Annotated in this window: 12 protein-coding genes; 10 read left to right on the forward strand and 2 right to left on the reverse strand. The window is 65.8% G+C overall.

Going from position 1 to position 14,073, the window contains the following annotated elements; genetic code table 11:
• The first annotated feature begins 135 nt into the window (after positions 1 to 135).
• From ACS5PK_RS09355 to ACS5PK_RS09400, 10 genes are all read left to right on the forward strand, one after another.
• Positions 136 to 789: an NADH-quinone oxidoreductase subunit J gene (locus ACS5PK_RS09355; protein ID WP_439439957.1), complete on the forward strand. Its 654-nt coding sequence runs from the start codon at positions 136 to 138 to the stop codon at positions 787 to 789.
• Positions 789 to 1,100, forward strand: a complete 312-nt coding sequence (nuoK, locus tag ACS5PK_RS09360; RefSeq protein WP_183104610.1) for an NADH-quinone oxidoreductase subunit NuoK — start codon at positions 789 to 791, stop codon at positions 1,098 to 1,100. Before ACS5PK_RS09355 ends, nuoK begins: the two co-directional genes overlap by 1 nt.
• 26 nt (positions 1,101 to 1,126) lie before the next feature.
• On the forward strand, positions 1,127 to 3,169 hold the full coding sequence (gene nuoL / locus ACS5PK_RS09365) for an NADH-quinone oxidoreductase subunit L (protein WP_439439958.1): 2,043 nt from the start codon (positions 1,127 to 1,129) through the stop codon (positions 3,167 to 3,169).
• Positions 3,170 to 3,190: 21 nt separating this feature from the next.
• The gene (locus ACS5PK_RS09370; RefSeq protein ID WP_439439959.1) at positions 3,191 to 4,663 is read left to right on the forward strand and encodes an NADH-quinone oxidoreductase subunit M; all 1,473 of its coding nucleotides are present in this window, start codon (positions 3,191 to 3,193) and stop codon (positions 4,661 to 4,663) included.
• Positions 4,664 to 4,679: 16 nt separating this feature from the next.
• Positions 4,680 to 6,158, forward strand: coding sequence for an NADH-quinone oxidoreductase subunit NuoN (gene nuoN, locus ACS5PK_RS09375; protein ID WP_439439960.1), 1,479 nt, complete (start codon positions 4,680 to 4,682; stop codon positions 6,156 to 6,158).
• A gap of 20 nt (positions 6,159 to 6,178) precedes the next feature.
• The gene (locus ACS5PK_RS09380; RefSeq protein ID WP_439439961.1) at positions 6,179 to 6,487 is read left to right on the forward strand and encodes a DUF2818 family protein; all 309 of its coding nucleotides are present in this window, start codon (positions 6,179 to 6,181) and stop codon (positions 6,485 to 6,487) included.
• Positions 6,474 to 7,103, forward strand: a complete 630-nt coding sequence (locus ACS5PK_RS09385) for an NUDIX domain-containing protein (protein WP_439439962.1) — start codon at positions 6,474 to 6,476, stop codon at positions 7,101 to 7,103. The genes ACS5PK_RS09380 and ACS5PK_RS09385 overlap by 14 nt, the downstream gene beginning before the upstream one ends.
• 18 nt (positions 7,104 to 7,121) lie before the next feature.
• Positions 7,122 to 7,610: a DUF1178 family protein gene (locus tag ACS5PK_RS09390; RefSeq protein ID WP_439439963.1), complete on the forward strand. Its 489-nt coding sequence runs from the start codon at positions 7,122 to 7,124 to the stop codon at positions 7,608 to 7,610.
• Between the two features lie 195 nt (positions 7,611 to 7,805).
• Positions 7,806 to 8,963: an efflux RND transporter periplasmic adaptor subunit gene (locus ACS5PK_RS09395; protein ID WP_439439964.1), complete on the forward strand. Its 1,158-nt coding sequence runs from the start codon at positions 7,806 to 7,808 to the stop codon at positions 8,961 to 8,963.
• Between the two features lie 3 nt (positions 8,964 to 8,966).
• Positions 8,967 to 12,182 carry an efflux RND transporter permease subunit gene (locus ACS5PK_RS09400; protein WP_439439965.1) on the forward strand — a complete coding sequence of 1,072 codons (3,216 nt, stop codon included), beginning with the start codon at positions 8,967 to 8,969 and terminating at the stop codon, positions 12,180 to 12,182.
• 27 nt (positions 12,183 to 12,209) lie between these two features.
• Here ACS5PK_RS09400 and ACS5PK_RS09405 read toward each other — a convergent pair whose 3' ends face one another.
• The gene (locus ACS5PK_RS09405) at positions 12,210 to 13,637 is read right to left on the reverse strand and encodes an FAD-binding oxidoreductase (protein ID WP_439439966.1); all 1,428 of its coding nucleotides are present in this window, start codon (positions 13,635 to 13,637) and stop codon (positions 12,210 to 12,212) included.
• The gene (locus ACS5PK_RS09410) at positions 13,638 to 14,057 is read right to left on the reverse strand and encodes a DUF2069 domain-containing protein (protein WP_439439967.1); all 420 of its coding nucleotides are present in this window, start codon (positions 14,055 to 14,057) and stop codon (positions 13,638 to 13,640) included.
• Positions 14,058 to 14,073 lie beyond the last annotated feature (16 nt).

A 14,073-nucleotide genomic window follows, 5' to 3' on the forward strand; every position in this document is an offset into this window, starting at 1 on the left:
CTGGGCGGTCCCCCGAGGGGACGCCGAAGGCCGACGGCCTTCAGCCATCGACCTCCGCCACGCGGCCGTCCTTGGGGCGGCCCGGCGGACGGCCAGAACGGCACTACCTCGGGTCAACGAATTTGTGAGAACACCATGGACATCACCACCGCACTGTTCTACCTCTTCTCAGCCGTGCTGCTGGGTTCTGCCTTCCGTGTGATCACGGCCAGGAGCACCGTGCATTCGGCGCTCTTCCTGATCCTGGCCTTCTTCAACGCCTCCTGCATCTGGATGCTGTTGAAGGCCGAGTTCCTGGCGATCACGCTGGTGCTGGTCTACATCGGCGCCGTGATGGTGCTGTTCCTGTTCGTCGTGATGATGCTGGACATCAACTCCGACCAGGTCCGCCAGGGCTTCTGGAAGCACATGCCGCTGGCCTTGCTGGTGGGCGCGCTGATCGCCCTGGAAATGGCGGCCGTGCTGATGCCGGGCTTCAATCTGCGTGCGGCGCCGGAGCTGAGCGCTGAAGCCGCGAAGCTGGGCAACACCAAGATGCTGGGCATCCAGATCTACACCAACTATCTGTACCCGCTGCAGATCGCGGCCGTGCTGCTGCTGGTGGCCATCATTGCAGCCATTGCGTTGACGCTGCGCCGTCGCAAGGACAGCCGCTCGCAGGATCCATCCGAACAGGTGAAGGTCCAGAAGGCCGACCGCCTGCGCATCGTGAAGGTGCAGGCCACGGTCGAAGCCCCATCCGCCGGAACTGCCGCCCCTGCTGCGGCCGACAACAAGGGAGCCGCATGATGGCAGCGCTGACTCTGGGCCATTTCCTGACACTGGGCGCAATTCTGTTCGCGCTGTCGGTGATCGGCATCTTCCTGAATCGCAAGAACCTGATCGTGCTGCTGATGGCCATCGAGCTGATGCTTCTGGCGGTCAACCTGAACTTCGTGGCCTTCTCCCACTACCTGGGTGACATGGCCGGCCAGGTCTTCGTGTTCTTCATCCTGACCGTCGCGGCCGCCGAGTCCGCCATCGGCCTGGCCATCCTCGTCGTGCTGTTCCGCAACCGCGCCAGCATCAATGTGGAAGAACTCGACGCCCTGCAAGGCTGATCGGACACAAGGCACGGGATAACAAGATGTCTGCACAACTCTCTCAGAACATGCTGCTGGCGGTGCCCATGGCCCCCCTGGTCGGTGCCGTGGTGGCCGGCCTGTTCGGCAAGCAAGTGGGCCGCAAGGGCGCGCACACCATCACCATCCTCGGGGTGGCCATCGCTCTGGCGATCTCGGTGATGACGCTGTTCAGCGTGCTGGACGGCGCGCGCTTCAACCAGACCATCTACGAATGGATGGTGCTGGGCGGTCTCAAGATGGAAGTCGGCTTCCTGGTCGACGGCCTGACGGCCATGATGATGGTCGTGGTGACCTTCGTGTCGCTGATGGTGCACATCTACACCATCGGCTACATGGAAGAGGACCCCGGCTACCAGCGCTTCTTCTCTTACATCTCGCTGTTCACCTTCTCCATGCTGATGCTCGTCATGAGTAACAACATGCTGCAGCTGTTCTTCGGCTGGGAGGCGGTGGGCCTGGTGTCCTATCTGCTGATCGGCTTCTGGTACACCAAGCCGACGGCCATCTTCGCCAACATGAAGGCCTTCCTGGTGAACCGGGTCGGTGACTTCGGCTTCATCCTGGGCATTGGCCTGCTGGTGGCCTACGGCGGCTCGCTGAACTACACCGAGACCTTCGCCAAGGCCAACGAGCTGGCGCAGATCAAGTTCCCGGCCCCGCTGTGGGGCAGCGACTGGATGATGCTGACCGTGGCCTGCATCTGCCTGTTCATCGGTGCGATGGGCAAGTCGGCGCAGTTCCCGCTGCATGTGTGGCTGCCGGACTCGATGGAAGGCCCGACCCCCATCTCCGCGCTGATCCACGCCGCCACCATGGTGACGGCCGGCATCTTCATGGTCTCGCGCATGAGCCCGCTGTTCGAGCTCTCCGACACCGCGCTGAACTTCATTCTGGTGATCGGTGCCATCACCGCCCTGTTCATGGGCTTCCTGGGCATCATCCAGAACGACATCAAGCGTGTCGTGGCCTACTCCACGCTCTCGCAGCTGGGCTACATGACGGTCGCGCTGGGCGCCTCGGCCTACTCGGTCGCCGTGTTCCACCTGATGACGCACGCCTTCTTCAAGGCCCTGCTGTTCCTCGGCGCCGGCTCCGTGATCATCGGCATGCACCATGACCAGGACATCCGCAACATGGGCGGCCTGCGCAAGTACATGCCCATCACCTGGATCACCTCGCTGCTGGGCTCGCTGGCCCTGATCGGCACGCCGTTCTTCTCGGGCTTCTACTCGAAGGACTCCATCATCGAGGCCGTGCACGCCAGCCACCTGCCGGCCGCGCACTTCGCCTATGCCGCCGTGATCATCGGCGTCTTCGTGACGGCCTTCTACAGCTTCCGGATGTACTTCCTGGTCTTCCACGGCAAGGAAAACTTCCACCACAAGCCCTTCCCGGGTGAGCACGACCACCATGACGACCACGGCGAGCACCATGAGCCGCACGAGTCCCCCTGGGTGGTGACGGCCCCGCTGGTGCTGCTGGCCATCCCCTCGGTGCTGATCGGCTTCTACACCATCGAGCCCATGCTCTTCGGCGACTTCTTCAAGGACGCCATCTTCATCAACCACGACGTGCATCACGCCCTGGGTGAGCTGAAGCAAGAGTTCCACGGCGCGGTGGCCATGGCCACGCACGGGGTGACGACGCTGCCGTTCTGGCTGGCCCTGGGAGGCGTGGTGACCGCCTACGTGTTCTACATGGTCGCTCCGCAGATCCCCGCGACGATCGCCCGCGTGGCGGCGCCGCTGATCAAGGTGCTCGAGAACAAGTACTACATGGACTGGATCAACGAGAACATCCTTGCTGCCGCAGCGCGCGCCATCGGCGTGGGCCTGTGGAAGGGCGGGGATGCCGGTCTGATCGACGGCGTGATCATCAACGGCTCGGCCAAGACCGTGGGCGGCATTGCCGGCCTGGTCCGTCGCGTCCAGACGGGTCACCTGTACTGGTACGCCCTGGTGATGATCCTGGGTGTCATCGGCCTGATGACCTGGAAGCTGTGGCCCTTCATCGCGCCGCAGTTCAAGGCCCTGACCGGTCTCTGAGCACGGAGACGGAGAAAAAGAATGTTGCTGAGTCTTTCCATCTGGCTGCCCATCGTCAGCGGTCTCATCCTGCTGGCCCTGGGTCGCGACGACCAGGCCAAGACGGTGCGCTGGCTGGCCCTGGTGGCCGCCATCGCGAGCTTTGCCGTCACCCTCCCGCTCATTACCGGCTTCAAGGTCGACACGGCTGCCATGCAGTTCGTGGAGAACTTCTACTGGATCGAGCGCTTCAACATCCACTACCACCTCGGTGTGGATGGCATCTCCATGTGGTTCGTGCCCCTCACGGCATTCATCACCATCATCGTGGTGCTGGCGGCCTGGGAGGTGATCGAGAGCCGCGTCAACCAGTACATGGGCGCCTTCCTGGTGCTCTCCGGCCTGATGGTCGGCGTGTTCTCGGCCCTGGACGGCATGCTGTTTTACGTGTTCTTCGAGGCGACCCTGATCCCGATGTACATCATCATCGGCGTCTGGGGCGGCCCGCGTCGCGTGTATGCCGCCTTCAAGTTCTTCCTGTACACGCTGGCCGGCTCGCTGCTGATGCTGATCGCGCTGCTGTACCTGTACCTGAAGAGCGGTGGCAGCTTCGACATCCAGACCTGGCACAAGCTGCCGCTGCCGCTGGATGCGCAGACCCTGCTGTTCTTCGCCTTCTTCGCCGCCTTCTCGGTGAAGGTGCCGATGTGGCCAGTGCACACCTGGCTGCCGGATGCCCACGTGGAAGCGCCTACCGGCGGTTCCGTGGTGCTGGCCGCCATCATGCTGAAGCTGGGTGCCTACGGCTTCCTGCGCTTCTCCATGCCCATCGCGCCGGATGCTGCGCGTGAGTACGCCTGGTTCATCATCGCGCTGTCGCTGATCGCCGTGGTCTACATCGGCCTGGTGGCCCTGGTCCAGAAGGACATGAAGAAGCTGGTGGCCTACTCGTCCATCGCCCACATGGGCTTCGTGACCCTGGGCTTCTTCATCTTCAACGAGTTGGGCGTCTCGGGTGCCCTGGTGCAGATGATTTCGCACGGCTTCGTGTCGGGTGCCATGTTCCTCTCGATCGGCGTGCTCTACGACCGCGTGCATTCGCGTGAGATCTCGGCCTACGGCGGCGTGGTCAACACCATGCCCAAGTTCGCGGCCTTCGCGCTGCTGTTCGCTATGGCCAACTGCGGTCTGCCGGCCACCGGCGGCTTCGTGGGCGAGTGGATGGTCATCCTGGGCACTGTGAAGTACAGCTTCTGGCTGGGCGCCATCGCCGCCACCGCCCTGGTGTTCGGCGCGGCCTACACGCTGTGGATGTACAAGCGCGTCTACTTCGGTGCCGTCACCAACGACAACGTGCGTGGCCTCACCGACATCAATGGCCGTGAGTTCCTGATGCTGGCCGTGCTGGCCGTGGCGGTGCTGTGGATGGGTGTCTATCCCAAGCCCTTCACCGACGTGATGCATGCCTCGGTCACCGAGTTGCTGAAGCATGTGGCCATGTCCAAGCTGCAATAAAGAGGGCCGCTGAAAAATGAATGACATGAACTGGAATGCGGTGACCCCGGAGATCCTGCTGCTGGGCCTGTCCTGCGTGGTGGCCCTGGTGGATCTCTTCGTCAAGGACGAGCGCCGCGCGCCCACCTACTGGCTGACCCAGCTGACGCTGGCCCTGGTGTCTCTGCTGCACTTCAACGCCTTCTACGGCGGTGCCGAGGTCTTCGCCATGCAAGGCATGGTGGTGGTGGACCCGCTGAGCCACCTGCTGTCGGCCGTGGCCGGCATCGCGGTGATGATCACCCTGGTCTATGCGCGCCCCTATGCGGCGCCGCGCGAGATGCTCAAGGGCGAGTTGTTCACGCTGAGCCTGCTGTCCTACCTGGGCGTGTGCATCATGGTCTCGGCCAACAACTTCCTGGTCATCTACCTCGGCCTGGAGCTGATGAGCCTGTCGCTGTATGCGCTGGTAGCCCTGCGTCGTGACCATGCGGTCTCGACGGAAGCTGCGATGAAGTACTTCGTCCTGGGCGCATTGGCCAGCGGCTTCCTGCTGTACGGCATGTCCATGATGTACGGCGCTACCGGCTCGCTGACCATCCCGACCGTGCTGCAGGTGGTGAGCAGCGGTGCTCCCAACCCCTCCGTGCTGGTCTTCGGTGTGGTCTTCATCGTGGCCGGCCTGGCCTTCAAGCTTGGGGCCGCTCCCTTCCACATGTGGGTGCCTGACGTCTACCAGGGCGCCCCGACGGCAGCTACGCTGCTGATCGGCGGCGCGCCCAAGCTGGCCGCCTTCGGCATCGCCATCCGCCTGCTGGTGGACGGCATGCTGAGCCTGGCCGTGGACTGGCAGCAGATGCTGTTGGTGCTGGCGGTCTGCTCGCTGGTGATCGGCAACCTGGCCGCCATCGCCCAGACCAACCTCAAGCGCATGCTGGCCTACTCGACCATCGCACAGATGGGCTTCATGCTGCTGGGCCTGGCCTCGGGCGTGGTCAATGGCAACACGCTGTCGGCCGCCAACGCCTACAGCTCGGCGCTGTTCTACGTGATCACCTATGTGTTGACCACGCTGGGCACCTTCGGCCTGATCATGCTGATGGCTCGCCAGGGTCACGAAGCCGAGCAGATCACCGACTTCGCCGGACTGGCCAAGCGCAGCCCCTGGTATGCGCTGGTGATGACCATCTTCATGTTCTCGCTGGCCGGCATCCCGCCGACCGCCGGCTTCTATGCCAAGCTGGCCGTGCTGCAGGCCATGATCGCCACCAATGACCCGCTGTACATCAAGCTGGCCATCGGTGCCGTGCTGCTGTCGCTGATCGGTGCCTTCTACTACCTGCGCGTCATCAAGGTCATGTTCTTCGACGAGCCCTCCGAGCGCGGTGCCCTCAGCGCCCCCACGGATGCTCGCCTGGTCATGTCGCTCAACGGTGTGGCGGTGCTGGTCTTCGGTCTGATGCCTGACGGTCTGCTGACCCTGTGCGCCGTGGCCGTCAAGACCCTGGCCAACTGATATCGCGGGACCGTTCGCTCGTGAACCAGTCTGCTGCCGCCTGGCTGGTGCTGTTGGTTGCCGCCCTGGCGGCCAACGCACCCTTCCTGAGCCAGCGAATCCTGCTCGTGGGGCGCCCTGATCCGATGAAGTCGGGCTGGTGGCGCCTTCTGGAGCTGCTGCTGCTGGCCTTGCTGACCCTGGCCGTGGGCATGGGGCTGGAGGCACGTGTCGGGCAGCGTCAGCCGCAGGGCTGGGAGTTCTATGCCGCGGCGGCCTGCCTCTTCCTCACGCTGGCCTTCCCGGGCTTTGTCTGGCGCTATCTGAAGCGGCATCGTGAACAAGGCTGACGGCGACATCAAAGCGCAGGCGTCGGCGTCGGCCCTCGACCCGGATGCCAGCCTGCGGGAAAGCTGCGTGGAGGCGCGTGAGGTCTACCAAGGCAGCTTCCTGAAAGTGCAGCGCGACACCGTACGCCTGCCCGATGGCCGTGAGGCCGTTCGTGAGTACATCCGCCACCCCGGCGCGGTGATGGTCGTTCCGCTGCTGGACGACGAGCACCTGCTGCTGGAGCGCCAGTACCGCTATCCCATGGGTCGTGTGATGCTGGAGTTCCCAGCGGGAAAGCTGGATCCGCAGGAAAGCCCTTTGGCCTGTGCCATCCGCGAGCTGCGTGAGGAAACCGGCTACCGAGCGGCTCAGTGGGCCTATGCAGGTGTGCTGCACAACGCCATCGCCTACTCGGACGAAGGCATCCACATCTTCTTCGCCCGCCAGCTTGAAGCAGGCCCAGCACAGTTGGATGCTGGCGAGTTCGTCGAGTGTCTCAGCATGACGACCGCGGCCCTGGACGAGGCCTGCCGCAGCGGGATGGTCACCGATGCCAAGACGCTTATCGGCTTGCTGTGGCTGCAGCGCTGGCGTCAGGGGGCCTGGGCCCTGGACTGGCAAGCGGCTCCAGCCTGAACTGGCGGCCCTGGACCCATGCTGGTGCTCAACCTGGCCTGCGAATCCGGCCATGCCTTCGAAGGCTGGTTCGCCTCCTCTGACGACTGCAGCGATCAGCAGGCGCGGGGGCTGCTGACTTGTCCGATGTGCGGGTCATCACGGGTCGAGCGCCGGCCTTCGGCGCCTCGGCTCAATGTGTCCCACCTGCGGGCTGCCGAAACCCCGGCAGCGCTCCCCCCTGAGAACGTCTACCCGCCAGAGAGCGCTGCCGCAAGCCAGCCCCAGCTCGACAGCCGCGAAGCCCTGCAGACCTTGTGGCTGGCCGTGTCCCGCGAGGTGGCCCGCAGGAGCGAGGACGTGGGCGAGCGTTTTGCCGAAGAGGCCCGGCGCATGCACTACGGTGATGCCGAGGAGCGTGCGATCCGCGGACGCAGCCGGCCAGAGGAAGTTCAGGCGCTGATGGAAGAGGGCATCGAGCTGCTGCCCTTGCTGCTGCCTCAGGGCTCGGACGGCGAACTGCACTGAGCTCGTCGCTGCCGGCGCCCTTTGCGCCTTTCACGCCATTCACGCCCGGTTCACCCCCGCGGCACGCCGCACAGGGGGCCTGGCCTGCCGTTCGTCGCAATGTCACGACGGCTTGTCCCTACTTCATGCACCATGACCTGCGGATGTACCCCGGACCGGACCTATGCTCCGGCGATTGATTTCCCGCAAGCCATCATGAACAAGAAGCAACGCATTTTCCTGTCCGGCCATGGCCTGGCCCTGCTGGTCCTCTCAGCTGCCGTGCTCAGTGCCTGTGGCAAGGGTTCCCAGGCCGACACGACTGCCCAGGGCGCCGCCGCGGCGCCTCTCCTGCTTGCCAAGGAGGATGTGCGCGACCTGAGCCTCAGTGAGCAGGCCTCGGGGCCGGTGATCACCGGCTCCATTCAGCCCGAGCGGCGCGCCGACCTGCGCGCCGAGGTCTCGGCCGTTGTGCTGCAGGTCTTGAAGGACAACGGCGAGTCCGTGCGCAAGGGCGACCTGCTGGTGCGCCTGGACGACACCGCCATCCGCGACAGCCTCACCTCCGCCGAGGAAGCGGCCCGCGCCTCTGCCCAGAGCTTCGAGCAGGCCGAGCGCCAGCTCCAGCGCCAGAAGACCCTGCAGTCCCAGGGCATGACCTCCATGCAGGGACTGGAGGACGCCGAAATGCGGCGCAACAACGCTCAGAGCGATCTTGTCGCCGCCAAGGCCCGCGTGGTCACAGCCCGACAGCAGCTGCAGCGCACCGAGGTCCGCGCACCCTTCGACGGCGTGGTCAGCGACCGCAAGGTCTCGCCCGGTGACACAGCACAGCTGGGCAAGGAGCTGGTCAAGGTGATTGATCCGCGCAGCCTGCGCTTCGAAGGGCTGGTGTCCGCTGACAAGCTGGCGGAGCTGAAGGTGGGGCAGGGCGTGCACTTCCGGGTGAACGGCTATGGCAACACCCAGTTCCAGGGCCGGATCAAACGCATCGACGTCGCTGCCAACGCCACGACCCGCCAAGTCGAGGTGCTGGTTGACCTGGGCGAGGGCGACAAGCCCCAGGCGGCTGGCCTCTATGCCGAGGGTAATGTCGAAGCCCGGTCCTCCGAGGCATTGATGCTCGAGGAAGCCTCCATCGTGCGCGCAGGCGACCAGGCCCATGCCTGGCGCATCAAGGACGGCAAGCTCAGCAAGGTGGCGCTCAAGCTGGGCGACCGCGACACGCGCACGGGCCAGATCGCCGTGCTGGCCGGCCTCAGCAAGGGCGACAAGGTCCTGCGCAAGCCCGGCACCACACTCAAGGAAGGCCAGGCTGCCGAGTTCGCCAGGGCGCCGGCCTCATCGGCCTCGTCGGGCGTGGCGGGAGGCTGATCCATGTTTCTTTCCAACTTCAGCATCAAGAAGCCGATCGCGACCATCGTCGTGATCATCTCCCTGATGGCCCTGGGCCTGATGGCGCTGAACAAGCTGCGCGTCAACTCCATCCCGGACGTGCAGGAGCCCATGCTCTTCCTGAGCATCGCCTACCCGGGCGCCTCGCCGGACACGGTGGAGCGCGAGGTGGTCAACCGCATCGAGAAGTCGCTGCAAGGCCTCTCCGGCGTGCGCAAGGTCTACTCGACCTCTCGTGAAGGCGCCGCCGAGTTCCAGCTGATCTTCAACTTCAGCAAGAACCTGATCGAGGCCGCAGATGACGTGCGCAACGCCATCGCCACCGTGCGCTACAAGCTGCCGGTCGAGATGCGCGAGCCGGTGCTGCAGCGTTTCGACGTCTCGGCGCAGCCGGTGATGCAGGTCTCGCTGTCTTCCACCACGCAGAGCCACGCCGAGATCAGCCACATCGCCGAAGACCAACTCGCCGACAAGTTCCGCGCCATCAACGGTGTGGCCACCGTCAACGTCAACGGCGCCCTGCACCGCGAGCTGAGCGTGCTGCTGCGCGCGGAGAAGCTGCGCGAGTTCAATGTCTCGGTGACCGACGTCGTCGCCGCCCTGCGTGCGCAGAACATCTCGGTGCCGGTGGGCAAGGTGCGCGGCGCCATGGAGGACCAGAGCATCCGTCTGCAGGGCCGCATCGAGCGCCCGGCGGACTTCCAGCAGGTCGTGGTCAAGCGCAATGGCGAGGAATCCATCCGCCTCGGGCAGTTGGCGCAGATCGAGGACGGCTTTGCCGAACTGAGCAGCTTCAGCGTGCGCAATGGCCATCCCAATGTGGGCATTGCCGTGACGCGTTCGCGGGATTCCTCCACCGTGACCGTGGCCAAGGAGGTGCGCAAGCTGGTCGACCAGATCGCCCCGACCCTGCCCAAGGGCACCACGCTGGAGGTCACGCGCGATGAGGGCAAGGAGTCGCAGGAGAACCTCAACAACGTCATCCACGCCCTGGTCTTCGGCGCGGGCCTGACGATTGCGGTGGTCTACGTCTTCCTGAATTCCTGGCGATCGACCCTGATCACCGCGCTGAGCCTGCCCACCTCGGTGATCGCGGCCTTCATCGCCGTGTGGCTGTGCGGTTTCACGCTGAACTTCATGAGCCTGCTGGGCCTCTCGCTGGCCATCGGCGTGCTGATTGACGACGCCATCGTGGTGCGCGAGAACATCGTGCGCCACATGGAACGCGGCGCCGACCGCCGCACCGCAGCCCTGAACGGCACGGCCGAGATCGGGCTGGCCGTGGCCGCCACCACCTTCTCCATCGTGGCGGTGTTCATCCCGGTGGGCTTCATGCCTGGCGTGTCCGGCGAGTGGTTCCGTCCTTTCGGCCTGACCGTGGTTGCCTCGGTGCTGGTGAGCCTGCTGATCTCCTTCACGCTGGATCCCATGCTCTCGGCCTATTGGGGTGACCCGCCCCATGCCCATGACGCGCCGCGCCGTGGCATCGGCCGTGTGCTCGAGCGCTTCAACCAGTGGTTCGACCACCAGTCCGACCGCTACGGCCAGGTCATCGCCTGGGCGCTGCATCACCGCCGCTGGATGGCCGCCTTTGCGGTGGGCAGCCTGGTCATCGCCATCGTGCTGGCGGGCAAGTTCCTGGGCACGACCTTCCTGCCCTCGTCGGACGCCGGCATGCTCATGGTCAATGTGCGCACACCGGCCAGCAGCAACCTGGAGTACGCCAAGCTCAAGCTGGAGGCCGCAGCCAGCCTGGCCCGCAGCATTCCCGAGACCGTGGCCACCAACAGCCGTGTCACGGTGAGTGGCGGCACCATCTATGTGGACCTGGGCAAGGCCAAGAGCCGCAAGCGCTCCGCCGAGGAGATCGCCGTCGACCTGCGCGCCAAGATCTCGCGCCTGGTCGGTGCCGAGTACACGGTGCAGTCCAACCTCAACAACGGCGGCCAGAAGCCGGTGCAGATCCAGTTCTACGGCACGGATGCGCGTCGTCTGCTGGACATCAGCAACGACTTCATCGCCAAGCTGCGCGAGGTGAAGGGCGCGGTAGACGTTGGCCTGTCGGAGCAGGCCCCGCAGGACGAGCTGCAGATCGAGCTCAACCGCGGCCTGGCCAACTCGCTGGGCATCTCGGTGGGCGACGCCGCGCAGGCCTTGCGCGTGGCCTTCGCCGGCGTCGAGGTGGGCGACTGGGTCGACCCCACGGGCGAGACCCGCGACGTGGCCGTGCGCCTGCATCCGCAGGACCGCGTGGACCTCAGCAACATCGAGCGCCTGCCCGTGGCCGTCACCGGTACCAACCGCATGGTGCCGCTGGAGCAGATCGCCAGCATCCGCATGGGCCGCGGCCCGGCCCAGATCGAGCATGCCAACGGCAAGCGCACGATCACGGTGTCGGCCAATGCCCACGACCGTTCGCCGGGTGAGGTGACGAGTGACGCGCTGAAGATCGCCAAGGCCATCGACTTCCCGCCGGGCTTCGGCCTGGAGCTGGGCGGTGATTCCGAGACGCAGAACGAGGTCTTCGGTGCCATGTTCATCGCCTTGATCAGCGGTGTGGGCCTGATGTACCTGATCCTCGTGATGCAGATGGGCTCCTTCACAGCACCGCTGGGCGTGATGCTGTCCCTGCCTCTGTCGCTGATCGGCGTGGTGGTGGCCCTGCTGCTCACGAACGGCACGCTGAACCTGATGAGCTTCATCGGCATCATCATGCTCATGGGCCTGGTGGCCAAGAACGCCATCCTGCTGCTGGATGCTGCGCGCCAGGAGGAGGCCGAGGGCATGGACCGCGAAGAGGCCCTGATGCATGCGGGCCGCAAGCGCCTGCGCCCCATCCTGATGACCACCTTCGCCCTGATCGCCGGCATGCTGCCGGTGGCCATCGGCGTGGGCGACGGCGGTGAGTTCTACCGCCCCATGGCCGTGGCCATCATCGGCGGCACCATCACCTCGACCCTGTTGACCTTGCTGGTGGTGCCCAGCTTCTACGACAGCATCGAGATCGCCAAGGACCGCATGTTCGCCAAGTTCGGCCGTCGTGCCGAGCGCTGGAATGCCTTCGTGGCCTTCGTGATGACTTTTGTCGAGGCTCTGCTGGCCCTGGTGATGGTGCGCGCGATCTACCGCCTGCTGGTGGTCAAGCCGCTGAACTGGTGGCGCCAGCGTGGTGCCACCAGCTTTGTACCGGTCGAGTGATCGCGTCAGTCATGGCGCCGGGCAGGCTCAGAGCAGCCGGCCCGGATTCAGGAGGCCCTGGGGATCCAGGGCCTTTTTTATGTGCCGCATCAGGGCCAGGGCGACAGGGTCCTTGGTCTGGGCCAACTGCTCGCGCTTGAGCTGCCCGATGCCGTGCTCGGCTGAGATCGAGCCGCCGCGCTGCAGCACGCGCTCGTAGACCAGGGCGTTGATGGCCGGCTCCTGGGCGCGCAGGAAGGCGGCAGGGTCCATGCCCGCGGGCGACTGCACGTTGAAGTGCAGGTTGCCGTCACCCAGATGGCCGAAGCAGACCAGGCGAACGCCGGGGCAGTGGGTCTGCAGGGCCGCCTCGCACTCTGCCACGAAGGCAGGGATGGCCGAGATGGGCAGAGCGATGTCGTGCTTGATGTTGAGGCCTTCCTCGCTCTGCGCCAGCGGGATGCTCTCGCGCAGGTGCCAGAGCTGCTGCGCCTGGCTCATGGACTGAGCCACGGCCGCGTCCAGGGCCTCGCCGGCCTCCAGGGCCTCGCCGAGGAGGCCTTCGAGCAGCTCGCGCGCATGGGCCTCGTCCTCGTGGTCGGACAGCTCCAGCAACACTGCCCAGGGTGCGCCGGCATCGTTGGCCAGAGGCTGGGGGATCTGCGGAAAATGGCGCCTTACCAGTTGCAGGCAGAAGCGGCTGATCAGCTCGAAGCCCGTCAGCGTGGCGCCGGCCCGAGCCCGGGCGCGATTCAGCAAGGCCAGGGCGGCCTCCAGCGTGGGGCAGGACGCCAGCGCCGTCATGCAGGCCTGTGGGGCAGGGAAGAGCTTGAGTGTGGCGGCGGTGATCACGCCCAGCGTGCCTTCACTGCCAATGAAGAGGTCGCGCAGGTCGTAGCCGCTGTTGTCCTTGCGCAGGCCGGACAGGCCCTGCCAGACCTCGCCCTGCGGCGTCACCACCTCCAGCCCCAGGCACAGCTCGCGGGCATTGCCGTAGCGCAGCACCTGGGTGCCACCAGCGTTGGTGGCGAGGTTGCCGCCGATGGTGCAGCTGCCCTCGGCGCCCAGGCTCAGGGGGAAGAGCAGGCCCGCCCCAGCCGCTGCGGCCTGGACCTCGGCCAGCAGGCAGCCGGCCTCGGCGGTGAGCGTCAGGTTGACCGGATCGACCTGGCGGATCTGGCGCAGGCGGCGTAGCGAGAGCAGCAACTGCTCACCGCTGCTGTCCGGCACACCGCCACCGACCAGCCCGGTGTTGCCACCCTGCGGCACAAGGCTCACGCCCCGATCGGCACACAGGCGCACCAGCGACGCCACCTCGGCCGTGGTGCCAGGTCTTGCCACGGCCAGGGCGCGGCCGGCGTAGCGCTTGCGCCAGTCCTTCTCGTAGGCGTCCAGCCCTTCGCCGGTCAGCAGTTGCTCGACGCCGATCAGCTGGCGGGCCTGTGCCAGGAAGTCCTCGCGCTCAGGCCCGTTCATTCAGGCCTCCGGCTGCGCATTCGCCGCACGGGCGGCCGCCAGGCGCTGGCGCACCTGCATCGAGCAGGCCACGAAGATCAGCACGCCCAGCAAGACCTCCAGGCCCGCCAGCCAGGCGGAGAGCCCTCGGTCGCTGGTGGCTCGCACCAGGCCTTCGGCCACGTAGAGCCAGACCATGAGGCTCAGCCAGCGGAAGGTGTAGAGCCGGTAGCGCCACAGCCCCGCCAGGGGCACCAGCAGGGGCAGGGCCTTGATGGCCAGGGTGCCGCGGCCCACCGGGGCCAGCCACAGCTCCCAGGCCAGGCACAGCACGAACAGCGCCAGCAGACTGTAGAAGGCCAGGTTGCGCGACAGCGTCTCGGCGCTGCTGGGCGCCGCGCGGGGCGTCGGGGGCAGGGGGGCGGTGGGGTGGCTTGACATGGCTGGCATCATAGCC

The sequence above is a fragment of the Roseateles sp. DB2 genome (genome assembly GCF_051857535.1).
Classification (GTDB): Bacteria; Pseudomonadota; Gammaproteobacteria; order Burkholderiales; family Burkholderiaceae_C; genus Roseateles_B.